General features: G+C 68.6%; 21 protein-coding genes. 3 read left to right on the top strand and 18 right to left on the bottom strand.

Features of this window, described 5'->3' with window-relative positions:
- Positions 1-7 precede the first annotated feature (7 nt).
- The 8 genes from ELQ92_RS13245 to ELQ92_RS13280 all read right to left on the bottom strand — a co-directional run bounded on the left by ELQ92_RS13245 (position 8) and on the right by ELQ92_RS13280 (position 9,553).
- Positions 8-1,303, bottom strand: a complete 1,296-nt coding sequence (locus ELQ92_RS13245) for an ATP-dependent DNA helicase (RefSeq protein WP_128499772.1) — start codon at positions 1,301-1,303, stop codon at positions 8-10.
- 313 nt (positions 1,304-1,616) lie between these two features.
- Entirely contained in the window at positions 1,617-2,696 is a 1,080-nt protein-coding gene (locus tag ELQ92_RS13250; RefSeq protein ID WP_243695032.1) for an Lrp/AsnC family transcriptional regulator, read from the bottom strand.
- Complete coding sequence (locus ELQ92_RS13255; RefSeq protein WP_128499774.1) at positions 2,624-3,535, bottom strand: alpha/beta fold hydrolase; 912 nt, start codon at positions 3,533-3,535, stop codon at positions 2,624-2,626. The genes ELQ92_RS13250 and ELQ92_RS13255 overlap by 73 nt, the downstream gene beginning before the upstream one ends.
- Before the next feature lie 49 nt (positions 3,536-3,584).
- A complete protein-coding gene (locus ELQ92_RS13260) occupies positions 3,585-4,802 on the bottom strand; it encodes a M24 family metallopeptidase (protein WP_128499776.1) in 1,218 nt (405 codons plus the stop codon).
- Entirely contained in the window at positions 4,792-5,694 is a 903-nt protein-coding gene (locus ELQ92_RS13265) for an ABC transporter permease (protein ID WP_243695033.1), read from the bottom strand. The genes ELQ92_RS13260 and ELQ92_RS13265 overlap by 11 nt, the downstream gene beginning before the upstream one ends.
- Positions 5,691-6,653: an ABC transporter permease gene (locus ELQ92_RS13270; protein ID WP_128499778.1), complete on the bottom strand. Its 963-nt coding sequence runs from the start codon at positions 6,651-6,653 to the stop codon at positions 5,691-5,693. Before ELQ92_RS13270 ends, ELQ92_RS13265 begins: the two co-directional genes overlap by 4 nt.
- Before the next feature lie 72 nt (positions 6,654-6,725).
- Positions 6,726-8,345: an ABC transporter substrate-binding protein gene (locus ELQ92_RS13275; protein WP_243695034.1), complete on the bottom strand. Its 1,620-nt coding sequence runs from the start codon at positions 8,343-8,345 to the stop codon at positions 6,726-6,728.
- Positions 8,345-9,553 (bottom strand): dipeptidase, encoded by a 1,209-nt coding sequence (locus tag ELQ92_RS13280; RefSeq protein WP_128499780.1) that lies wholly within the window; start codon positions 9,551-9,553, stop codon positions 8,345-8,347. Before ELQ92_RS13280 ends, ELQ92_RS13275 begins: the two co-directional genes overlap by 1 nt.
- Positions 9,554-9,730: 177 nt before the next feature.
- Between ELQ92_RS13280 and ELQ92_RS13285 the strand changes: the two genes are divergently transcribed.
- Positions 9,731-11,407, top strand: a complete 1,677-nt coding sequence (locus ELQ92_RS13285) for an ABC transporter ATP-binding protein (protein WP_166426793.1) — start codon at positions 9,731-9,733, stop codon at positions 11,405-11,407.
- A gap of 100 nt (positions 11,408-11,507) precedes the next feature.
- On the opposite strand, the gene ELQ92_RS13290 is transcribed toward ELQ92_RS13285, so the two are convergent.
- From ELQ92_RS13290 to rpmB, 8 genes are all read right to left on the bottom strand, one after another.
- Complete coding sequence (locus ELQ92_RS13290) at positions 11,508-13,490, bottom strand: bifunctional copper resistance protein CopD/cytochrome c oxidase assembly protein (protein WP_208004388.1); 1,983 nt, start codon at positions 13,488-13,490, stop codon at positions 11,508-11,510.
- A 253-nt stretch (positions 13,491-13,743) separates the two neighbouring features.
- Complete coding sequence (locus tag ELQ92_RS13295; protein ID WP_106562368.1) at positions 13,744-14,031, bottom strand: HU family DNA-binding protein; 288 nt, start codon at positions 14,029-14,031, stop codon at positions 13,744-13,746.
- Between the two features lie 283 nt (positions 14,032-14,314).
- Entirely contained in the window at positions 14,315-15,124 is an 810-nt protein-coding gene (locus ELQ92_RS13300) for a DUF4333 domain-containing protein (RefSeq protein WP_128499784.1), read from the bottom strand.
- A complete protein-coding gene (locus ELQ92_RS13305; protein WP_128499786.1) occupies positions 15,117-16,004 on the bottom strand; it encodes a hypothetical protein in 888 nt (295 codons plus the stop codon). The genes ELQ92_RS13300 and ELQ92_RS13305 overlap by 8 nt, the downstream gene beginning before the upstream one ends.
- The gene (locus ELQ92_RS13310) at positions 16,001-17,062 is read right to left on the bottom strand and encodes a trypsin-like serine peptidase (protein ID WP_128499788.1); all 1,062 of its coding nucleotides are present in this window, start codon (positions 17,060-17,062) and stop codon (positions 16,001-16,003) included. The genes ELQ92_RS13305 and ELQ92_RS13310 overlap by 4 nt, the downstream gene beginning before the upstream one ends.
- 154 nt (positions 17,063-17,216) lie before the next feature.
- A complete protein-coding gene (gene rpsN, locus ELQ92_RS13315) occupies positions 17,217-17,522 on the bottom strand; it encodes a 30S ribosomal protein S14 (protein ID WP_128495077.1) in 306 nt (101 codons plus the stop codon).
- Between the two features lie 3 nt (positions 17,523-17,525).
- Positions 17,526-17,693, bottom strand: a complete 168-nt coding sequence (gene rpmG / locus ELQ92_RS13320; protein WP_022897487.1) for a 50S ribosomal protein L33 — start codon at positions 17,691-17,693, stop codon at positions 17,526-17,528.
- A gap of 2 nt (positions 17,694-17,695) precedes the next feature.
- Complete coding sequence (gene rpmB / locus ELQ92_RS13325; RefSeq protein ID WP_027464952.1) at positions 17,696-17,932, bottom strand: 50S ribosomal protein L28; 237 nt, start codon at positions 17,930-17,932, stop codon at positions 17,696-17,698.
- A gap of 258 nt (positions 17,933-18,190) precedes the next feature.
- Between rpmB and ELQ92_RS13330 the strand changes: the two genes are divergently transcribed.
- Both ELQ92_RS13330 and ELQ92_RS13335 read left to right on the top strand, forming a co-directional pair.
- Positions 18,191-19,144, top strand: a complete 954-nt coding sequence (locus tag ELQ92_RS13330; RefSeq protein WP_128499790.1) for a hypothetical protein — start codon at positions 18,191-18,193, stop codon at positions 19,142-19,144.
- Between the two features lie 171 nt (positions 19,145-19,315).
- Positions 19,316-20,662 (top strand): MFS transporter, encoded by a 1,347-nt coding sequence (locus ELQ92_RS13335; RefSeq protein WP_243695047.1) that lies wholly within the window; start codon positions 19,316-19,318, stop codon positions 20,660-20,662.
- A 10-nt stretch (positions 20,663-20,672) separates the two neighbouring features.
- Here ELQ92_RS13335 and ELQ92_RS13340 read toward each other — a convergent pair whose 3' ends face one another.
- Complete coding sequence (locus tag ELQ92_RS13340; RefSeq protein WP_128499794.1) at positions 20,673-21,131, bottom strand: hypothetical protein; 459 nt, start codon at positions 21,129-21,131, stop codon at positions 20,673-20,675.
- Between the two features lie 65 nt (positions 21,132-21,196).
- Positions 21,197-22,612 carry a ketopantoate reductase family protein gene (locus ELQ92_RS13345; protein ID WP_128499796.1) on the bottom strand — a complete coding sequence of 472 codons (1,416 nt, stop codon included), beginning with the start codon at positions 22,610-22,612 and terminating at the stop codon, positions 21,197-21,199.
- Positions 22,613-22,636: the final 24 nt, after the last annotated feature.

The raw sequence follows: 22,636 nt of genomic DNA on the forward strand, positions 1-22,636 counted from the left end.
GCCCGGTTCAGCCGACCGTCGGAGGCCGTCTCACGTCGGCCATGAAACGCTGCACGTCCGGGTCCACGATGATGTCCGACGGGCGGAGCGGCCGCGTGAGGTACAAGCCGTCGAGTGACGTGAGCCGCGACAGGGCGACGTAGGTCTGCCCCGGGCTGAAGGCCCGCTGTCCGAGGTCGACGACGGCACGATCGTACGTCTTGCCCTGGCTCTTGTGGATGGTCACAGCCCACGCGAGTCGGAGCGGGAACTGGGTGAACTCCGCGACGATGTCACGCTTCAGTTGCTTCGTCGTCGCCGAGTAGCTGTAGCGGTACCGCTCCCAGGTCGCGGGCTCGACGTCGAACTCCTCGCCGTCGACCTCGACGCGAACGTTCCCCTGGATGCGCGTCACCGTGCCGATCGTTCCGTTGACCCACCGCATGCCGCGCTCGCCGGCCGTGTCGTTGCGGAGGAACATCACCTGAGCACCGACCTTGAGCGCGAGGGCCTCCTCCGCCGGGAAGTTGCGGCCGCCGAAGTCACCGCTCACCTCCGCGTTCGCGGTGAGAGCGCGCCCGGGCAGCTGTTCGAGGGCGACACGGTTGATCCGCGTGACGGCGTCGTTCCGGGAGGCGAGTGTGATGACCCCGTCCTCGGGGGGTGTTCGAGCACCCGTCGAGTTGAGGATCCCGGCGATCTCCGCGGTCACCTGGCCGTGGCGGACCGCGTTCAACATGAAGCGGAAGTCCTCATCCTGCTGCCGGTGCACCTCGCGGAGCTCGACGATCCGGAGGTCGGCCTCCCGCCAGACCTTCGCGTCGAAGAACCACATCGAGCGGTAGGTGTCCGCGAAGTAGGCCCTCTCGTCACCGTCGCCCGGCACCGGCGCGAGCTGGTACGGGTCTCCGAACATGATCACCTGCACGCCGCCGAACGACTCGTGCGGACGTTGCCGCGCCTGCCGGAGGCTCCGGTCCATCGCATCCATGAGGTCGGCGTTGACCATCGAGACCTCGTCGATCACGAGCGTCTCGACGGCGTTCAACAGTTTGCGGAGCTGATCGTTCTGGTCGATCGGGTGGTCGGCGATGACACCGATCGGGAGCCGGAAGAGCGAATGGATCGTCTGACCGCCGACGTTGAGCGCCGCGACCCCTGTCGGCGCGGCGATGACGATGGACTTCGACGTGTTCCAGGAGAGGTGGTTGAGGAGGGTCGACTTGCCCGTGCCGGCCCGGCCGGTCACGAAGACGTGCTCCATCGTGGTCTCGATGAGGTCGAAGACCTCCTGCTGTTCAGCGGAGAGGGGCACAGCGTCCACGCGCACCCCTTCCGTCGTCGGACCGTCCCACCGCGCGGCCCCTCAAATCTTAACGGACGCGTCACCCTCTCGCCCTCCCTCCCAAAGGGCTACACCCGCACGACGGCTACACCTCTACCGACAGCCCTCGGGACCAAACTGCCGCTCTCGGCGGACGGTCCATGCCCGAGCGGATGCAGAGCGACTCATTGGCGGGATATCGGTGGTGCCGTCGGCGACCCGCACGTTCCCACTCGACCGTGCCGCTCGAGGGCGCCACGTCGGTGTCGAGGGCGCCGCGTGCAACTGGCGCCCTCAGACGGGTGTAGCGCTTTCAGCGGGAGGGGGCGACCTGGCCGCGCCACCACGGGGTCTCGATGAAGCCGCGCTTCAAATAGAGCAACTCCATGTTCGCGCTCCACCCTTCGACCCCGTCGAGCCTCGAGAGCGACTCCGTGATGAAGCGGTACAGTTCGGGAACCGCCGGAGTGATGACCTCGCACAGGAGCGCGTTCTCGTCGAGCATCGCGGCGAGGTACCTCACGAACGGGTAGCGTGCGAGCTCGCGTGCGACGGCGTCGAGGCGAGCGGGAGCGACGCGGACGGTCATGAGGGTCTCGGCGCCCATGCCGAGCGCGGCCGACGGGACGAGAGTGAGGATGTCGACGCACCGCGCCGCTCGCATGCGCTCGAACCGCCGGCGCACGCTCGATTCGTTCATGCCGAGCCCGTCGGCGATGCGCTGGAACGTCTCACGGCCGTCCTCGCGCAGCGCCGCGAGGATCTGGAGATCGGCGTCGTCGAAGTGCTCGGGCTTGCACGTCTCCGGCTCCTCGGGCTCGATCGCCGCGACGTCCTGATCGATGCGCTCACCATAGAGCTGACGCCCCCAGTCGAAGCTCACCTTGTAGACGTGCATGATGAGGTCGCTGCGCCACTGGGCGACGCCGTCGATGCCTTGGAGGTCTTCGAGCAGTTGCGGATAGTGCGTCGCCCCGCCGCGCACGACGAGTTCCGCCATGATGTCGTAATTGCCCGTCACGACGGTGCAGAACCGCACGTCCGGTTGTGCGATGAGCTGCTCGGCGACGGCCATCTGCATCCCCGGCCGGCACGTGATCCGGACGAAGAACGCGTCGTACGTCCCGTGGGCGCCGAGGGCCGGAACGGCGGCGACCCGGACGACGCCCGATGCGATGAGCTGCTGGCCCCGCCGGGTGACCGTAGCGACCGTCCCACCCACGGCATCGGCGATCGCCCGCCACGACGCTCGGCCGTCGCGCTGCATCGCGACGACGATGCGCTTGTCGAGGTCGCTCAGTCGATCGAGGGCGTTGGGGTTCACACGGCCGCCGTCGGCGTCGAGGACGGCGGGTACACCTCGTGCAGGAATCCGCGAACGGTCCTCGTCCACTCCTCGGCCTCCTCGATCTGCGGCGAGTGCCCCGAGTGCTCGAAGATGGCGAGCCGCGACCCGGGCACGAGGTCGGCGATGGTCTGGCTACACGATACCGGCGTGATCCAATCCGTACGGCCCACCGTGATCAGCATTGGAGCGGTGATCGTCGGAAGCAGCGGCTTGAGGTCGTAGTTCGGGAGGTTTGTCGAGAACGCGTAGTTGTGGGCCTCGAAGCGGTAGGGCGTCGCCTCGACCTTCCGTTCCGTGGCCTCCGGGTCGTACGTGTAGTCGTACAGCGGGAGGATCTCGCGCCAGCAGTCCCGAAGGTCGTCGTTGTCGCGCACGCGCCCCTCGTCGATGCGGTCGAACTTCTCCATGTCGATCGTGACGCGATCCGAGGCGAGCGCGTTCTCGCGAGCGAGGTGGGCGTTGCCGTTGTCCGGTGCGGTGTCGCGGAGGACGATCGCCTCGACGCGGTCGGGATAGCGGGTGGCGTACTCCATCGCCATGAAGCCCCCGTACGAGCCGCCCGCGATGGCGACGGTCTCGGCGCCGACCCACTCCCGGAGGGCGTCAAGGTCCGCGGCCCATTGTTCGTGGCTGAACACTCCAGAGCCCTCACTCTCCCCACTCCCCCGGGCGTCGAAGACGATGACGCGGTATTCGTCGGCGAGGCGCCCGAAACTCGCCCTCGGTTCGGCGCGCGAGCCGAGTCCGGGGGCGCCGTGGTGGGTGAGGATCACCGGGGCGCCTTCGGGACCCAGCACTTCGACGGCGAGCTCGTTGCCGTTGATCACGATGCGCTGCGCGGGGCTCGTGGCCTTCGCGAACTCGGCGGAGACGTTCTCGGTCATAGGGTGTCCTTCCGGTGGTCGGGCGGGTATCGAGGGGAATCGACGGGGATCAGAGGGGGATGGTGCAGGAGTCGAGGTCGCGCGGGAAACCCGTGAGTGGTTCGGACCCGGTCTCGGTCACGAGCACGCTGTCGCTGATGCGGTAGCCGGCGTGTCCCGGGACATAGAGGCCGGGTTCGTTCGAGACGATCATCCCCGGCAGCAGCGGCGTGGCGTCTCCGTCTTCGAGCCACGGCGGCTCGTGCATGCCGAGGCCGATCCCGTGTCCCTGACGGTGCCGCAGGTAACGCCCGAGACCGGCGCCGCGGATGACGTCGAGGCACCGGGCGTTGCTGTCGCTGCACTGCACCCCGGGAGCGATCGCGCGCGATCCCTCGGCCTGAGCGAGGCGCACGGTGTCGTGATAGAGCCGCTGCTCGTCACTCGGATCGCCGAGGACGAACGTGCGCTCACCCTCGACGAACCGCCCGCCGACGGCGCAGCCGAGCGACAGCATGAAGGTGTCCCCGGGTGCCAGTCGGTACGCCGACGGCAGCCCGTGCGGGATGGCCGAGTTGGCGCCGGCGTAGACCAGGCCGCCCGCGAGGAACGACACCACGACGACGTCACGGTGCTCGGCGTACATCGCGCCGACGCCGACGGAGCCGACGTGGCTCGCGAGTTCTTGCTCGCTCGGCAACGGTCCTCCGCCGGCGACCGCATCCGTGACGAGGGTGACACCCGCCTCGAGCATCCGGTCGGTGATACGCGCAGCCTCGCGGTGGAGGACGATCTCCTCGGGGAACTTCACCTGACGGGCCCGCGTGACGAGCTCTGTCGGAACCCAGTCCACGCCGGTGAACGCGGCGCTCGCGAGCAGTAGCCGGTGGTGCGTGACGAGAGTCGTGACCCCTACCCGCCCGCGCATCGGCCCGCTCGCACGGGCGAGCGGGGCGAACGGCGACTCGAGCCCCGGATACTCCGCGAACGTCACGATCTCGGCTTGAGCCTCCTGTTCCTCGGCGTGCTGGCGCTCGAGTTCCGGAACGAGCAGCAGGATGCGGCCGTCGTCGCGCAGCAGGACGGCGACGGGCCGCTCGCCGGGGTGGTGGAAGAAGCCCGTGAGGTAGGCGACGTCCTCCGGGTCGTCGGTGAGGACCGCCGAGAGGCCCTCATCGGCGAGCGCCATGACGACGCGCTCCCGGATCCGGTGGAAGACCGCCGGGGCGAGGCGCTGCTCGAAGGCGTCCCGGGTCTCACCGTCGGCGGATCGGATGTCAGCGGGCATGATTCCTCGGGTTCCGTGCGTCGTTGTAGGCGATCGAGAGGAGAGTGGCGGAGAGGACGAGCGCGAGGATCGCGAGCGACGGGAACAGCGTCAGCCACCACGCGCTCACCATGGCACCCGACTGCTGTGCCTCGTAGAGGATGCGTCCCCACGACCACGTCGTCGGGTCGCCGAGGCCGAGGAATGCGAGGCCCGCCGCGGACAGCACCGCGCGCGACGCCGTCACGACGACGGAGACGACGATGACGGGCGTCACTGCGGGCACCACGTGGCGACCGACGATCCACGCGTGATTCCGTGTCATGAGCCGCGCGGCGTCGACGTACGGCAGCTTCACGACCGCGAGCGCCTGCGAACGCACGAGTCGTGTCACCTCCGGCCACGAGAACGCCGCGACGACGAGGATGATCGTCGACGTACTGGGTCCTACGAGGGCCGCGATGAGGATCATGAGGGGCAGGACGGGAAGGGAGAGCGTGAGATCGACGACGACGCTGATGAGCGCGTCGAGCTTCGGGACGTAGGCGCCGACGACGGCGACGACGGTTCCGAACGCGATCGCGATCGCGGACGCGGCGACCGCCACGAGCACGGACTGCTGCGTGCCCCACACGACCTCCCCGTACACGTCGCGACCGAGCGCGTCGGTCCCGAAGACGTGGGCGGCACTCGGTGGACGCAAGACGTCCATGCCATAACCGGCGGGGTACGGGGCGAGCACCGGCGCGAGCACGCTCACGAGCACGAGCGCCACGAGGATCCCGAGCGAGATCATCCCGAGCGGCATGCGTCGGAACGCGCGCCACGTGGCTCGGCTCGCTCGGGTCGCTCCGATGGCTGACGGCTCCGGCGTGGAATCGACGAGTGCACTCTCCGGCAGCGGAGTGGTCATGAGGTCTTCACTCTCGGGTCGAGGAATCCGTAGGTGATGTCGGTGAGCGTGTTGGCCGCGACGACGGTGACGGCGAGGAGGAGGAACGCGCCCTGAAGCACGGGGAAGTCGAGTTGCGTGACGGCCTCGTAGATGCCCCGGCCGATACCCGGGTAGGCGAACACCGTCTCGGTCAGAACGGCACCTCCGACGAGGAAGCCCAGTTGCAGGCCGATGAGCGTCGTAGCCGGCAGCAGCGCATTGCGGAGCGCGTGCTTCCAGAGGATGCGCCGCGGCGAGAGACCGTTCGCCTTCGCGAGGGTCACGTAGTCGTCGCCGAGCGCGTCGATCAGGGTCGCCCGCATCGTGAGCACGTACGAACCGAGCTGGATGAGCGTGAGCGACAACGCCGGGAGCACGAGGTGCGTGAGAACGGAGACGTACCACTCGCCGCCGTAGACGCCGTCCGTGTACGCACCGCCGATCGGGAACCAGCCGAGGTTCAGGCCGAACACGAGCAGCAGCACGATGCCGACGCTCGGTACGAACAGCGATTGCCCCGTCACGCCGACGATCTGCACGAACCGGTCGAGGAACGCGCCCTTGTGCGATGCGGCGAGCACACCGAGGGGGATCCCGATCACGACGGTGAGCACGAGCGCCGTCGCCGTGAGCAGGAGCGTCCACGGCAAGCGCTCCATGAGCACGTCGAGCACGGGGATCGACTGGGTGAACGACGTCCCGAGGTCGCCCTGAAAGAGGCGACCGAGGTAGAGGACGTACTGGGTGAGCAGCGGCTGGTCGAGGCCGTACTGCTGCAGGAGAGTCGCCCGCGCTTCCTCCGTCATGTTCGGGCTCGCGACGGCGAGCGCCGGGTCACCGGGGAGGAGACGCAGGAGGAGGAACGTCACGGTCACGGCGAACCAGATCGTGAGGATCCCCCGGCCGAGTCGGCGAAGGACGAACAGAGCGATGGACACGCTGGCGACTCTCCTGTCTGAGGGTGGACTCGTCGGCGGACGAGTCTGTGGACCGGTTGGACTACTCGGCGGCTATTCGGAGACCGGGAACGCGCTCGCGACGGAGACAGGATTCACGATCGAGAGCAGCTCGCTCGGCTTCGAGACGAAGCCGTCCCAGTCCGAGCTGTACGCCATGTACAGATTCTGCGTGTACATGATGTTGTCGTAGACCTGCTCGTGCACGATGGCCGCAGCCTCCTGCATGATCTCGACTTTCTCGTCCACGTCGGAGGCCGCGGAGGCCTCCTCGATGAGGGCGTTGAGCTCGGGGTCGTCCACGTAGGTGTAGTTGATGGCTCCACCCGGCAGGTACGACAACGTGAAGTTCGTCACGGGGTCGTCCATGATCGCGAAGTTGCCCGCATAGATGTCGTAGTCACCCTCGTTCGTCATCGCGAGGTACGTGTTGCGCTCCGTGCCCTGCAGTTCGATCGTGATTCCGGCCTCGGCCGAGCTCTCCTTCACGAGCTGAGCCCACTGGCTCGTCACGCTGTCCTGCAGGGAGTAGATCAGGCGGAAGCTCACCGGGAACATCCCGGCGGCGTCGGCCGTATAGCCGGCGTCCTCCATGAGAGACCGTGACAGGTCGGTGTCGAATTCGTACTCCTCGATGGAGTCGTCGTAGTAGGTCGAGAGCACCGGCATGAGAGGGCTCGACCCGGTGGAGTCGGCTTGCCCCTGCAACACGACGTCACGGATCGCCTGGTAGTCGGCGGCGTGAGCGAGGGCCTTGCGGACCTCGACCTTGGCGAGGTCCGGGTTCTGCATGTTGTAGACCATGTGCGCATAACCGAGGCCCGTGACCTCGGCGATCTCGATGCCGTCGGTGTTGCGGAGCTGCTCGACCTGAGCCGGCGGCAAGGCGTTCGCGATGACGTCGACCTCGCCGCTCTGGAGCGCGAGGATCTCGGTGTTCACGTCGGGGAAGACGCGGTAGACGACCTTCGCGGCGATCGGCGTCCCGCCCTCGACGAGCGGGTAGTCCTCGACGCGCTCCATCGTGTAGCTCTGGCCGACCTGGACATCGGTCAGGAGGTACGGACCGGCGCTCACCCAGCCGCCGTCGCTGCCGTCGTTCGCGAACTCGGCCGTCGATCCGGCCGGCTCGAAGACGTGCTGCGGGACGACGTTCCCCCAGAAGCCGATCTCCTCGACGATGGAGGAGTCCGGTTGGGTGAGAGTGATCTCGACACGCGTGTCCGAGACGGCCTCGGCCGACTCGAAGTTCGCGAGCTGGCCATAGAACGTCCCCGAGGGGGCGTCCTTCTTCACTGCGTTCATCGTGTACGCGACGTCTTCGGCGTCGAGCTTCTCGCCGTCGCTCCACGTCATGTCGTCGCGGATCTCGTAGTAGCCCGTCGTCTCATCGACGTAGCCCCACTCCTCGGCCAACTGCGGCTCCTTGCTGCCGTCGTTCGCGATGCTGAGCAAGTGCGGATACATCAGGTTGGTGATCCAGTAGTCGCTCCGGCTGTTGCCGATGAGCGGGTTGTAGTTGACGACGTCCGTCGTCGTGGCGATGGTGAGCGTCGCGTCGCCCGCTTCCGCGGACCCGCCCCCGCTCTCCTCCGGCGCTTGCGGTGCGCAAGCGCTCAGTGTCAGCGCGGCGGCAGCGGCCACGCCGACGATCATCGATCTCCGATAGTGCATCAGACCCAGACCTCCTCGAGTACGCGCAGGGTGTTACCGCCGACGACCGCGCGGATTTCGTCGTCGGAGTAGTCGTGCTTCACGAGCCAGCCGATGATGTTGCCGAACGCCTCGGCGGGATTCTCGACGCCGTCGACGTACGGCACCTTCTCGTAGTCGACGTTCGCGTGCGCCTGACCGAGAGACAGGTTCGACGAGAACGCCTCGTGGAGGCCCACGTGGTCGCCGAAGAGCGTGTCGGGCCCGAAGCTCACGTGCTCGAGGCCGACGAGGTCGACGCAGTACTGGAAGTGATCCATGACGGATTCCAGCGAGTGGAGCGGATGCGACGGCGACAGCGTCGTGTGCGGAGCGGCCTCGATGCCGATGACACCGCCGCGACGCGCGCACTCGATGATGGTCTCGTCGGTCTTCATGCGGCTCGTCGGCCACAACCCGCGCGCGCCGGCGTGGGTGATGAACACGGGCTTCGTCGACGCCTTGATGACGTCGACACACGTGCGGTCGCCCGAGTGCGAGATGTCGATCGCAATGCCGAGCTTGTTCATGCGGGCGACCGCGCGCTCGCCGAAGTAGGTGAGACCGCCGTCGCCGCGCTCCTTGAGTCCGCTGCCGAGGGTGTTGGCCTCCGAGTAGGCGATGCCCATTTGGCGCACACCGAAGCCGTACAGCACGTCGAGCCGGTCGACCTCGTTCTCGATCATGGTCGAGGCCTCGAGGGCGAAGATGTGGGCGATGCGTCCCGTCTCCTTCGCGTACTGGATGTCCTTGAGCGTCTCGCCCTTGATGACGAAGTCCTGGTGCGCGAGGTCCGCCATACGGACGCCGAGATCGAAGAGTACGTCCTGGTACTTCCAACCGGCGTCGCTCGAGATGCAGCAGGTCCCGTCCATGCCGTTGTCGAAGACGGCTGTGAGGCCGGAGCGCGACAGACCCTCGTACCCCGTGGGTTCGCGTCCCTGGCGGATGTGGTCACGCAAGTAGTCCATGTTCTCGGGGAAGACCTGCACGTGTTCGTGCAGGGAGATGACCGTCTCCTGGTCGAGCAGACGCTGTGTGCGCTCGGCCTGCGCCGAGCTCAAGTCGAGACCGGCATATTCGGGCACGCGGCCGAGTTGCTTCGCGTAGTCGAAGTGCCGGTAGTCGACGCCCGCTTCCAGGTACTCGTAGGCCGTGTAGCCGGTGTAGCGCTCTGAGGGTTCGAGCACGGTGGTGCCTCCTTCGTGGTTCAGGGCCGTCCGGATCGGGCGGCGAGGGAGCTCTCGGCGCCCCACGACCCAACAATCACGATTTCCGGCACTGCTGTCAACATACGTGCGCTATTTCGGTGCGGATTTCACGCGCGTGAAACATTTCGGCCGAACTCAGGGTGCAGAATGACAGGCATGACGACGGCATCAATCGACGCGGCCTCAGCGACCCAGACACCCTCACCCGTGCTGCACGTTCGCGGCCTGCGCATCGAGTTCCGCGGTGAGCACACCACGTCCACGGCCGCGAGCGGCGTCGACATCGACGTCCGTCCCGGGGAACTCGTCGCGCTGCTCGGCGAATCCGGGTCCGGCAAGACCGTCACTGCACGAGCCATCATGGGCATCGAGGACGACGCCGCGATCGTGACCGCGGACGCCCTGCGGCTCGGCGACATCGACCTCCTGTCCCTCGGCGCCGGCGAGCGACGTGCGCTGCGCGGCGAGCGGATGAGCATGGTCCTGCAGGATGCGCTCTCGTCCCTCAACCCCGTCCTGTCGGTCGGCGACCAACTCGGCGAGATCGTGCGGGTTCATCGCGGCGTCTCCCGCAAGGCGGCTCGGGCCCGGGCGATCGAACTCCTCGACCTCGTCGGCATCCTCTCGCCCGCGTCACGCGTCGACGATTATCCGCACCAGTTCTCGGGCGGGATGAGGCAACGCATCCTCATCGCGATGGCGATCGCCCTCGAACCGGACCTGCTCATCGCGGACGAGCCGACGACGGCGCTCGACGTCACCGTCCAGGCGCAGATCCTGCGACTGCTCCACGAACTGCGCGGTCGGCTCGACATGGGCGTCCTGCTCATCACCCACGACATCGGGGTCGTGACCGAGGTCGCCGACCGACTCGTCGTCATGCGGCACGGCGAGGTCGTCGAGACGGGCGACGCCGACGCCATGTTCGCGGCTCCCCACCATCCGTACACCCGGCAGCTGTTCGACTCCGCGCCGCACCCGTCGCCTGCTCGCGTGTTGAGCGCAGCCGACGCCTCGAGCAGCCCGGTGCTCACGGCGACAGGCCTCGACCGCACGTTCTCCGCCGGATCCCCGCTCGCCCGCCGGGCGGTACACGCGGTCGCGCACGTCGACCTCGAACTCCGCCGCGGGGAGACCCTCGCGATCGTGGGCGAGTCGGGAAGCGGGAAGTCCACCCTCGCGCGCATGATCGTCGGTCTCGAGAGCGTCGACTCGGGCACGGTCGAATATCTCGGCAGCGACGTGACGCGGCGCACGCGGGGCCGACGACCGGCCGCGCAGTCGGGAGTGGGGATGGTGTTCCAGGACCCCTACACGTCACTCGATCCGCGGATGCGTGTCCGAGACGTGATCGCGGAACCCCTCGCCGTCGCCCGCACGGGATCCACGGCCGAGCGGCGCGACCGCGTCGCGGAACTTCTCGACCTCGTCGGGCTGAAGCCGGACATGATGGATCGCTTCCCGCACCAGTTCTCCGGCGGCCAGCGACAGCGGATCGGCATCGCCCGTGCGCTCATGCGGGACCCCGACGTGCTCGTCTGCGACGAGCCGGTCTCGGCGCTCGATGTCACGATCCAGGCGCAAGTGGTCGATCTGCTCGTGGACCTGCAGGACCGGCTCGGCCTCAGCATCATCTTCATCTCGCACGATCTGTCGGTCGTGCGGAACCTCGCGCACCGGGTCCTCGTGATGTATCGCGGCGTCGCGGTGGAGACGGGCGACACCGAGCAGATCTTCGACCGACCGGGCCACGACTACACGCGCGAACTGCTGCGATCCATCCCGCCGCTCACGCGCGCCGAGCGCGGAAAGCTCACCTTCCGGGCGGCCTGATGGCCACGACGGGACCGCCTAGCGTCGTCCCCCGCGAGTGCTACACGTCGGTGCCGAGGGCGATAGGTGCACGTGGCGCCCTCGTGCGGGTGTAGCGCTCTCAGCGGGACGGGGTCACGTCGCGGTCGGCGAGTTCCGCGAGCCGCGCATTGTACTCCTTGAGCTCGGCGTCGTCGTCGCGGTCGGCCGCGCGGTCGACGCGCTTCTGCTCCTTGGTGTCGCTGCGTCCCCACTGGACGGCGACGACGATCGCGAGGATCACGGTCGGGATCTCGCCGATGCTCCAGGCGATCCCGCCGCCGACGATCTGATCCTCCATCGGCGTCGCACCCCACGTGCGACCCATCGCACCGAACCAGTCCGCGAGGAAGAGCCCGTGCGAGGACATGATCGTGAGCCCGAAGAACGCGTGCGAGGCCATCGTGGCGAGCAGGAGGAACAGCCGCAGCGGATAGGACAACCGGTGCGGGATGGGATCGATGCCGATGAGCGATTGCACGAAGAGGTAACCGGTCGCGAGGAAGTGCGCGATCATCCACTGGTGACCGATGTGGTCGGTCATCGCCCACCGGAACACCGGGGTGAAGTAGAACACCCAGAGTGAGCCGGCGAACAGCACCGCCGTGACGATCGGGTGGGAGAGCACCGTCGCGTAACGCGAATGCACCGCGAGCAGGATCCACTCGCGGGCGCCGCGCGAGTCGTCGGAGCGCTTGTGGATCGCCCGCATCGCGAGTGTGACCGGAGCGCCCGGCACGAGCAGGATCGGGACGGCCATCGCGAGCAGCATGTGCCCGAGCATGTGGATGCTGAAGAGGTACTGCTGGTAGACGTTGACGACGCCGCTCGTGACCCAGAACAGCAGGACGATGCCGGCGATCCACGAGACCGTGCGGAGGACAGGCCAGGAGTCGCCCCGGCGGCGCAGTCGGACGACCCCGGCGACGTAGAAGAAGACGGCGAAGGCGCAGAACAGCCCCCAGAGGAGGTCGATGTTCCACGACGTCAGGTAGCCGATGGGGGTGAGCTCCGGCGGGAGGGGCTCGTCCGTGAGCACCTGGGCGGGCGTCTGCACGGTGGGTGCCGCCTCCGCCTCCGCCACCGGGGTCGCGGTGCGGGCGAGCGCGGAAGCGACGCCCGAGGCCACTCCCATGAAGCCGAGCTCGGCGACGGCGATCCACCAGAACCGCGCGCGCTCACGTCCCGAATCGATCATGCGGCGCAGCAGGATCGAACGGTAGGAGGCGCCGAACAGCCCGAGCACGACGAGGGCCGCGACCTTGACGACCACGAGCAGGCCGTAGGGCGTCGCGAGCCGGTCGAGGCTCCCGATCCGCAGTTCGGCGCTCGCGTAACCGGAGACGGCGACGACCACGAAGCAGACGAGCGCGAGGGTCGAGTACCGCGCCAGGACCTCCGGGAGTCGACCGGCGGTGAGCGCAGGCCGGATGATCACGAGGGCGAGCAACCCGCCCAACCACACGGCGGCGAAGAGCAGGTGCAGCCCGAGCGCGGTGATCGCGGCGTCGTGGCCGGCGCTTCCGGCCGCATGGCCCTGCTGGGCCATGGGCAGCAGGCTCACCGCGGCGAGGACCCCCACGAAGAACAGCGCCGTCAGGTTGCGGACGGCGAAACACAGCACGGTCACAGTGGCGGCGAGCAGCGTCGTCGTGAGCCACGCCTGCCCCGCCTCCACTTCGGTGAGGAAGAAGCCGAGCCGCACACCGAAGTCGTCGTCGAGCGCGAACGGCGTGTTCGTCACGACGAGGAACGTGAAGAAGCCCGTCAGTCCCGAAGCGACCGTCAGGACGGCGGCGCTCGCGGACGCGACGTCGAGCGTCTTCGCGAACTCCTCGCGACCGGGCCCGAGGGCGAACAGCGCGAGGACGATGGCGCCGATCAGGCCGGCGGCCCCGAGGTTGACGAACATCTTGGCCAGGGGAAGCCCCCACCGCGCGACGGGGCCCGGGTCTCCGATCGAGATCGGAGCGGCACCGCCGCCGAACGCGAGAGCCGCGACGAGTGCGAGGATGCCGACGAGCACGAGCACCGCCGGACCGAGGATGCGCGTCGTCCGATTCACCCCTCAAGCGTACGCGCTGCCGCCTGACCGTCCGCCCGCGCCCGTCGATCTGCACGGCTGTCGTCCATCCTCGACGCCGGAGGGCGAAAAGTCGGCACATGGCGCTGGGGAACGAGGTGCGGCCGGGGAATGAGGGTGAGGACCGCGAATGCGGGGGGGAGGGGGAAAGGAAACGAGAGCGGGGCGGAAGACACCGATGGGGCGGTCGACGCGCATGCGTCGACCGCCCCATCGAGGCGTTGTGGAGCCGAGACTACTTGACGGCGGCCTTGAGCTTCGAGCCGGCGGAGACCTTGACCGAGTGACCGGCCGCGATCTGGATCGTCTCACCCGTCTGCGGGTTGCGGCCCGTGCGAGCGGCACGCGACGTGCGCTCGACCGCGAGCCAACCCGGGATGCTGACCTTGACGTCGTTGCTGACCGAGTCAGCGAGAACCGAGAACAGAGCGTCGAGAACGCCGCTCACCGCAGCCTGGCTCTGGCCCGACTCCGAAGCGATCTTTGCAACGAGCTCGGTCTTGTTAAGCGACTTATCAGCCATGAAGTGTCCTCCTCGGACCTTGTTACGAAGTACAGTCGTTTTCTCCTGTAGCGGCCGCCGACCGTTTCGGCACGGCGACCGGTCTCTCGACCGCCTCGAATGTAACAGAAATCCGCGAGATTCCGCGGAACTACGCGCTGTGCGCCGAGATCGCCTCCGGCGTGTCGGTCACCGCGGCCTCGCGCGGCGCTCCTCGAGCGACCCCCACGAGCCACGTGCAGCTCTCGTGACGACGCCCGCGGACACCGCCGGCCGACCGACGGCCTCCGCGCGAGGCGAGGCGTCAGTCCCCGCTCGTGACGGCGCCGACGAGGTACTGGCCCCCTGAGTCGAGCACCCGTACCTGGACGGAGAACTCCCGGTCACCCGTTGTGAATGCGCACGCGAACTCTGCACCGGCCGCCGCACTGGGCTCTTCGGGGCACGACACGTCGTCGACGTCGGGGAGCCCGAACTCGTCCTCGAGCACACCCTGCACGCCGTCCTCCACGGACGCACCCGTGAAGACGGGGCGAACGAACTGCCCCGTCACCGCGAGAGTGATGAGTGCTCCGACAGCCGCACCGGCGAGGAGACCGAGGGAGGCGGCGCCCCACGAGAACCGGCGCCTTGTTCTCGGCGCGTCGCCGGGCGAGCCCGCCCCCGCAGCACCGCCGTGTTGGCTGTACGGTCCGAAGCCGGGCGAAGCCGCGTGCTGCTGTCCCGGGCCGGCCGCGTACTGGACCGGGTGTCCCTGGCCCGGCTGGCCCGGCTGGCCCGGCTGGCGTGCGGCGGGAGGCACCGGGGCACCGAACGGCTGCGTCGGGGCCGTCGGCGTCGGGTAGCGCTGGGGCGGAACGGCGGACCCGGGGTACCGGTCCGGCTGGTCTCTGGGCGGCGGGGAGGCGCCGCCGTTCGGCTGCTGATTCCACCACTGCTGCTGCCCGTACCCGTGCTGGTGAGGCGGTACCTGCTGGGTCGGCAGACCCTGCTGACCCTGCTGGGTCGGCTGACCGGGCTGTGCGGGCTGGGGCGAATGGAGCGGGGGATTCTCGGCTCCGGCACGATCCGGCTGCTGGCCCTCCGGGCCCGTGGGTGTGCGACCGTCACTCATCTCTCAACCTCTGGATCTCTTCGTAGAACGCGTCGACGTCCGCCTCGGGGATCGTCGTGACGTCGAACGGCGACGGCGCTTCGGGCACGTCGTCGGGGTCGACAGGCCCACTCGTGGCGAAACCGACGAGGAGCCGACCCGCGTCGCCGCCGAGTGGAGCGGAGAGCTCGATCGCGGCGAACGCACCCTCGGCGTCACTCTCGATCGTGATCGTGGCGACAGCGTCCTCGTCGAGGTCCTCGGTGTCGACGAGGCCCGCGGGGAGGGCGAGCACTTCGGCCTGCGCCGCGATGGTGGCGAGAGACGTCGTGACACTGACCCGCGATGCGCCGCCGTCGTCCGTCGTGAGGTCGTAGACGGGCACAAAGTCGTCGTTGCGCTCCTCGAACGCCGCCGCCGCGCCGCAGAACACCCGCTGGGCGGGCAGAGCGCACGGGTCATCGCTCGCACCGATGACGGTGGGGACCTCCGTCCACAGTGTCGGGCTCAGCTCGGAGAACATCGGCCCGAGCAGGAGGAAATCGGTGTCCGCGCCGCCCTCGTGGTAGACGTCGATCGTGTCGCCCTCACGGCTCGAGCTCTCGCGCACGACCACCGTCGCCGGCTCGCCGAGCAACACGACGTCACGCGTGAGGTCGAATTCCTCGGAGCCTCCCACGATGGAGACGAACTCCAACCCCGCGATGTCGGAACCGGCCGTGAGCTGCTCGGAGGCGGCGGCGAACCGCTCCTCGAAGACCGCCTGCAGGAAATCCTGGCGAGCCGCCGTGTCGGCGTGCGCTTCGCCGTCGACCTCCCGCGTCGCGCACCCGGTCGCGCCGAGGACCACGGAGGCCACGGCGGCGCATCCGACGAGGGACCGCCACGATGGCCGCGTCACGCTCCCCCTCCGGCCTGGTTGTAGAGCGCGAGGGCCACCTCGCCGAGCGCGGCGCTCAACAACTGCCCACCCCCTCCGCGGGAGTTCGAGCCGATGAGGTAACCGGCCCCCGTGGTCGAGTCGAACTTCGTGAGCCACGCTCCGCCCGAGCAGCCGCCCGTCATGTCGCACGAGAGAACGTAGTCGTTGGTGTAGCGGTCGGCGACGTTGCTCGACGAGCAGTACCGCTGCGTCATCCCGTCGAACGGCGGAGCCGCCGGGTAACCGATCGAGAGCACGCCGTCGAGTTCGCCGCCGAAGGAGAGGCCCTGGCCCCCCGTGACGTCCTGGATCTGCTGGCCGTCCTCGTTCGCGTCCATGCTCAGGAAGGCGAAGTCGTAGTACCAGCCGTCTCCCGCGGTGCGCCCGCTTGCATCGGCTTCGGCCTGCTCGATGAACTCGGTGGGCGCGAAGATCGTGTTCGCGTACCAGATGCCGAACGGCGTCTCCTCCATCTGATTGTGGTCGGCCGGCACGAACTGCAGGTTCTGGGCGTACCGCTTTCCGAAGGCGTCGTAGACGCAGTGGGCCGCGGTCGCGACCATGTTCTTACCGGCGGAGGTCACGACGGTCGCGGAGCACACGTAGGCGGTCTGGTCGTCGAACGCGCCGTACAACCGACCCTGCGTCTGACCCGAGAGCCCCGGTGCGGCGAAGGGGTTGCCCGCCGACGAGTCCTGCAGGCTTTCGGGGTCGACGGCCTCGACCGGTCCCGTGGTCGGGTCGACGACGACGCCCGTGGGGTTGTCGGTGAGGGCCTCTTCACCCTCGGGCGGCGGCTCGTATTCGGGGGCGCTCGCGTTGGAGGCGTTGTCATCCCAGAAGTCGTTCGTCGCACCCGGGTCACTGTCGATGTCGACCGACTCGCCCGCCGCGAGGATGTCGACGTTGATGCCCGGGGGCTGGTCCGCCGGCACCGCTTCTCCCTCGACGGTCACCGTGCACGCAGTAAGGCCGGCCGCTGTCAGCAGCATGGCCGCAAGCACCGCGAACCCCCTGAATCTCCGAGTGCTGGGCATGCTGCGATGCTAACAGCCGGGCCCGACACCCCCGACGGGGAGAGGCCCCCACGGGCGGGCGTTTCCGCTCGCGCTCCGCACCGCCCGCAGACGACGACGGCCGGCCCCCCGAGGGGACCGGCCGCCATTTCGAACGCGTGTGACGCGGTGGTGCTTACCAGCTCGACTTGGTGATGCCGGGCAGCTCGCCTCGGTGCGCCATGTCGCGGAAACGCACACGCGAGATGCCGAACTTCGAGAGGTGCCCACGGGGGCGCCCGTCGATCGCGTCGCGGTTGCGGAGGCGGATCGGCGACGCGTCGCGCGGGAGCTTCTGCAGGCCGAGACGTGCGGCCTCGCGGGCCTCGTCGGTCGCATTGGGGTCCACGAGGGTCTTCTTCAGCTCGAGGCGCTTCGCGGCGTAGCGCTCCACGATGACCTTACGCTGGTCGTTCTTGGCGATCTTGCTCTTCTTGGCCATGGTTTAGCGCTCCTCTCGGAAATCGACGTGCTTACGGATGACGGGGTCGTACTTCTTGAGCACGAGACGGTCGGGGTCGTTGCGACGGTTCTTCTTCGTCACGTAGGTGTACCCCGTGCCGGCCGTCGAACGGAGCTTGATGATGGGACGGACGTCCTGCTGCTTGGCCATGGTTAGATCTTCTCCCCACGTGCGAGCAGGTCCTTCACGACGGACTCGATGCCACGGGCGTCGATGACCTTGATGCCCTTGGCGGACAACGTGAGGGTGACGTTACGACGAAGCGACGGCACGTAGTACGTCTTCTTCTGAACGTTCGGGTCGAAACGGCGCTTGGTGCGCCGGTGCGAGTGCGAAATGTTGTGTCCGAAGCCGGGAACGGCTCCGGTCACCTGGCACACTGCTGCCATTGGTTCTCTCCTGTCGATACCGCGGAACGAGTGTTCCGCCCAAGATCTCTTGTCGGCGCGACTCAACCCCCGGGTGCTTCTGGGGATGGTTCTGATGGGAGTTGTCGCACGTGCATGGACGAAAGGAGTCCGCCCAGCCAAAGAGCCATCCTACACGAGGAAGCGGTCGGTGTCGCGCCGACGTCGGTGTCACTCCAACGCCGCTGTCACTCCAACAGGGACGCGCGGCGGCGGCGAGCGGTGCGCGAGGATCGACGAATGCCCGACTCCCCCGTCCCTCCCCACTCACCTGTGCCGCCCGCCTACCCACCGGCGCTCCCGACCCCGCCCGTGACGATCCGCGACGCGTTCGCCGAATCCCTCTCCGGTGAACCGGCGCCCGCCACCGCCGCGGCCTCGTCCGGCCCCCGCGTCGGGCACGCGCTCGGAATCGCCTCCCTCGCACTCGGCGTTCTCGCCGTGATGGGGAGCACGGTTCCGATCGTGAACCTCGCGAGCGTCGGCTTCGCCGTCGCCGGCTCCGGGCTCGGCATCGCCGCCCTCTTCCTGCTCGCACGCGGGCGGGGACTGGCGCTCGCCGGCACCATCACGAGTGTCGTCGCCCTCGTCGTCTCCGTCGCACTCGCGGTCGTCTACTCCGGAGTCCTCGCCGCCACGGCATCGACGGCGCTCTTCGGCTGGAACACGAGCGACGTCTACAGCACGGGGTACGACGATGCCGAGGAGACGATCGCTCCCCTCGACGACAGTGCGTCCGACGGGACCTTCGACGCACCGCTGAGCCTCGGGGAGACCGTCGTAGTGACGCGTGACGGCGAGCCCCGGTGGGAGATCACGCTCATGGATGCGACGTTCGACGCACTCGACGAGGTGCAGACGGCCAACGCCGACATCCACGTCTCCGATGACCTCGTCGGGGGCCTCGGCCAGTACGCGTACGTCTCCGCTGAGATCACCTACCTCGGCGACGGCACCGCGACGGTCTACAACGAGATCTACGTCGCCTTCGCCCCGACGGCCAACGTGGCCTATTACCCCGGAGAGGTGCCGGCGGTACCCCCCGGAACAGATCTCGCTTTCGCGGAGGACATCGACTCCGGCGAGACCCTCGAGGGGAACGTCCTCGTGGCGCTTCCGCTGGGCGCTCAAGACACCGGTCGGTGGACCGTGGGCGGCGAGTGGACGGACGTCCTGTACGTCGCAGCCGAGTGAACCCAGCCGAGTGACCCCGGTTCCGGATCGCCGGAATCGGGAATGCGCTCGGCGCGATCGCGTTGGGCTTCCCGTGCCTTCTTGCCTCGCCGCCCCCGGACCCCACTCGTGACCGTGACCGACGAGGAGGTCGGCTTCCGCTCCGCGCGAGGCCCCGTCCTCATCGCCCTCATGCTCGCGACGGGTCTCATCGCGATCGAGTCGACCATCATCGCGACGGCGGTGCCGTCGATCGTGAAGGATCTGGGCGGCTTCGCTCAGTTCCCCTGGCTCTTCTCCGTCTATCTGCTGGCCCAAGCGGTGTCGGTGCCCGTGTACGCGAAGCTCGCCGACACGGTCGGCCGAACGCCCATCATCCTCACCGGCATCGGCCTCTTCCTGCTCGGCTCGATCCTCTGCGGCTTCGCCTGGGACATGACGTCGCTCATCGTCTTCCGTGCCGTGCAGGGGCTCGGTGCCGGAGCCGTGCTGCCCGTCTCCGTGACGATCGCCGGCGACATCTACACGGTGCGGGAGCGCGCGAAGGCGCAAGGCTACCTTGCGAGCGTGTGGGCGATCTCGTCCGTCGTCGGCCCGACCCTCGGCGGGTTGTTCTCGCAGTACCTCGATTGGCGATGGATCTTCTTCGTCAACATCCCGCTCTGTCTCCTCGCGGCGTACATGCTGCGGCGCCACCACAAGGAGACGATCGAACGCACGAATCACCGCGTCGACATCGCCGGGGCGAGCGTGTTGACCGTCGGGCTGACGCTCGTGATCCTCGCGGTCCTCGAGGGCGGCAACGCGTGGGACTGGCTGTCGTGGCAGAGCCTGACGGCGTTCGGCACCGGGGCCGTCCTCCTCGTGATCTTCGGGTTCATCGAGCAGCGCGCCGCCGAGCCCGTCCTCCCGCTCACCATCTTCCGCCGGCGCCTCATCACGACGACGTCGCTCATCTCGCTCGGGGTCGGCGCGATCCTCGTCGGGCTGACCTCGTTCGTCCCGACGTTCCTCGAGGTGTCGGCGGGCGCGACGCCGCTCGTCGGCGGGCTCGCGGTCGCCGCCCTGACGCTCGGTTGGCCCATCACGGCGTCGCAGTCCGGGCGGATCTATCTGCGCGTCGGCTTCCGCCCGACGGCGCTCATGGGTCTCGCGACCTCGGTCGCGGGAGCACTCATGCTCTGGGCGAGCGCCGGGACACCGAACGCGTTCCTCGTCGCCGGTTCGTGCTTCGTCGTCGGACTCGGTCTCGGACTCGTCGCGACACCGACCCTCATCGCGGCCCAGTCGTCGGTCCAGTGGGAGGAGCGCGGCGTCGTGACGGGCGCCAACATGTTCATGCGCTCGATCGGCAGCGCGGTCGGTGTCGCCGTCTTCGGAGCGATCGCGAACTCGGTGATCGCCCGTTCCGGCGGACCGGATTCAGCCGCGGCCGTGCAATCCGGTTCGAGTGCGGTGTTCCTCGCCGTCATCATCGCGGCCGCCCTCACGATCGTCGCGGGACTCGTCATGCCGGCCGTGCGCGCACCCGCGGCATAGCGGGAGCACGTCACATCCCGGCGGACTCCGAAACGCTCGGAGCGGCGGGCGTACCTCCGACGGTGCACGAGAAGATCCCGTCGTAGACGTTGCCGTCGTCGTCCTCGACGGTGCCGATCAGGTCGACGAGCCACTCCGAGCCGTTCTGCCGGACGACGTCCGGGCTGTAGGGGTTCCACGAGGCGGAGTCGGGGTCGAGCCCGTCGGCAGCGGTCTTGTCACGATGGAACGCGACGCACGCGGCGTACGCGCTCTCCGCCGTCCACGACGCCGGAGAGGTCGGCGTCGGCGTGGGTGCCGGGGTCGCCGTCACCGAAGGGGTCGGAGCCGTCGCGGTCGGCGTCGGACGCGTGGGCGTCGATCCCCCGGCGCTCGGCGACGACGACGGCTCGGGCGAGCCACTCGTGCAGCCGGCCAGAGCGATCCCCGCGGCGAGCACCACGGCCGCCATCACTGCACGCTTCGACATCTGTCCCCCTGCGGTTCTCGCGGCGGATCGTCCCCGCCGTCCTGCCAGGCTAGCGGCGTCCCCGGTCAGTCCGTCGGCGGACGCGCGCACCACGGCAGGTCGAAACCGGCGATCGTCGCCGCGACCTCGGCAGACTTCCGCTCGATGAGCACGGTCGAGACGCCCCGCGGCATCGGCAGGATGGGGTAGAGATCGGAGCCGAATTCTGCGCGGTTCCGGGCCTCGACGACCGCGATGTATTGCCCGTTCGGGGAGGCGCAGACCTGGAGGATCGAGGTGCCGACGTCGTCGACGGCGTAGAGCCGCCGAGAGGTCTCATCGTCCACGAGCTCGACGGACTGACTGAGCGAACCGGACGCGGCGTCGTACTGCGAGTAGATGCGTACGTACGCCGAGCCTGAGAGCGACGCGAGCTCACCCGGGTTGCCCGTCAGGTCCGGTGGGACCGGGAACGGACTCTCCTCCCCCGTCAGCAGATCGACCTGCACGATCGCATCGATGCGCTCCACAATCGCCGTCTGCTCGTCGACGAGGAACCCGTGGATGAAGAGGGCGTCGCCGAGGAGCACCGGATCCCCCGGAACGAGCGCGTCCGCGACGACGAGCTCGTCATCGAACGTGCGGACGAGGACCGAGGTCGTCGACGGCACGAAGGACCACTGTGTGACGTTCGTCTCCTCCGTGCCCGTGGCCCGGACCCGCACGGGAGGATCATCGGTCTTCGTGCGCAGGACGAAAAGGCCGCTCTCGATGCTCGTCGCCGTACCGGCGTCTTGCGAGTAGAGGAACCCGACGAGGAACTGACGGGGCGACGACTGCAACTGCTCGACGCGCCCTTCACCCGGAAGCGGGATCTCCGTGGGTTCACCCCCCGAGAGCGGAACGGAGAAGAGTTGGGAGTGGTCCTCGTCGGTGATCGTCGCGACGACGAGGTCGTCCGCCACGACCTCGAACTGCTGGATCCGCGGAGCCGCGAAGACCGTCTCCCCCTCCCCCGCGATGTCGATCCGGCGGATGTGGTCGTCGCCCGTGTCGTCGCGCTCGAGGATGTAGAGCGGCGGCTCGCCCGTCGAGAAGGCGTAGGCGAAATCCGACAAGGGGGCGGACCCCGGCGACCGCACGTCGTCGACCGTCACCTCGTAGTCGGTGTCGTATGCCAGCACGGCGTCGAAGCGGATGAGGATCGCCGTCCCCTCCGTCTGGACGGTCACGGGTGCCGCCGGCGTCACCGTGACGTCATCGGCCGACACCTCCCGGATCGGGCGGTCGGCGTAGAGGATCAGCCGGGCACCGGAGTCCGCGACGGTCGACGCCACATCGATGTCCGCGCGCGCGAGCTGCGGCCCCTGGAGCAGCCCCACGGCCCCCGCGCCGACGACGATGACGAGGAGCGCTCCGATGGTCGCCGCGAGCGTGCGCCGGAACACCGAGCGGCGGCGTGCGGCCAACCGGGTCGCTCGCGAGCCCGACGGCGCTGCCACGCTCCGATCCGCACCGGCGCGACG

Source organism: Labedella populi, from assembly GCF_004078655.1.
Classification (GTDB): Bacteria; Actinomycetota; Actinomycetes; order Actinomycetales; family Microbacteriaceae; genus Labedella; species Labedella populi.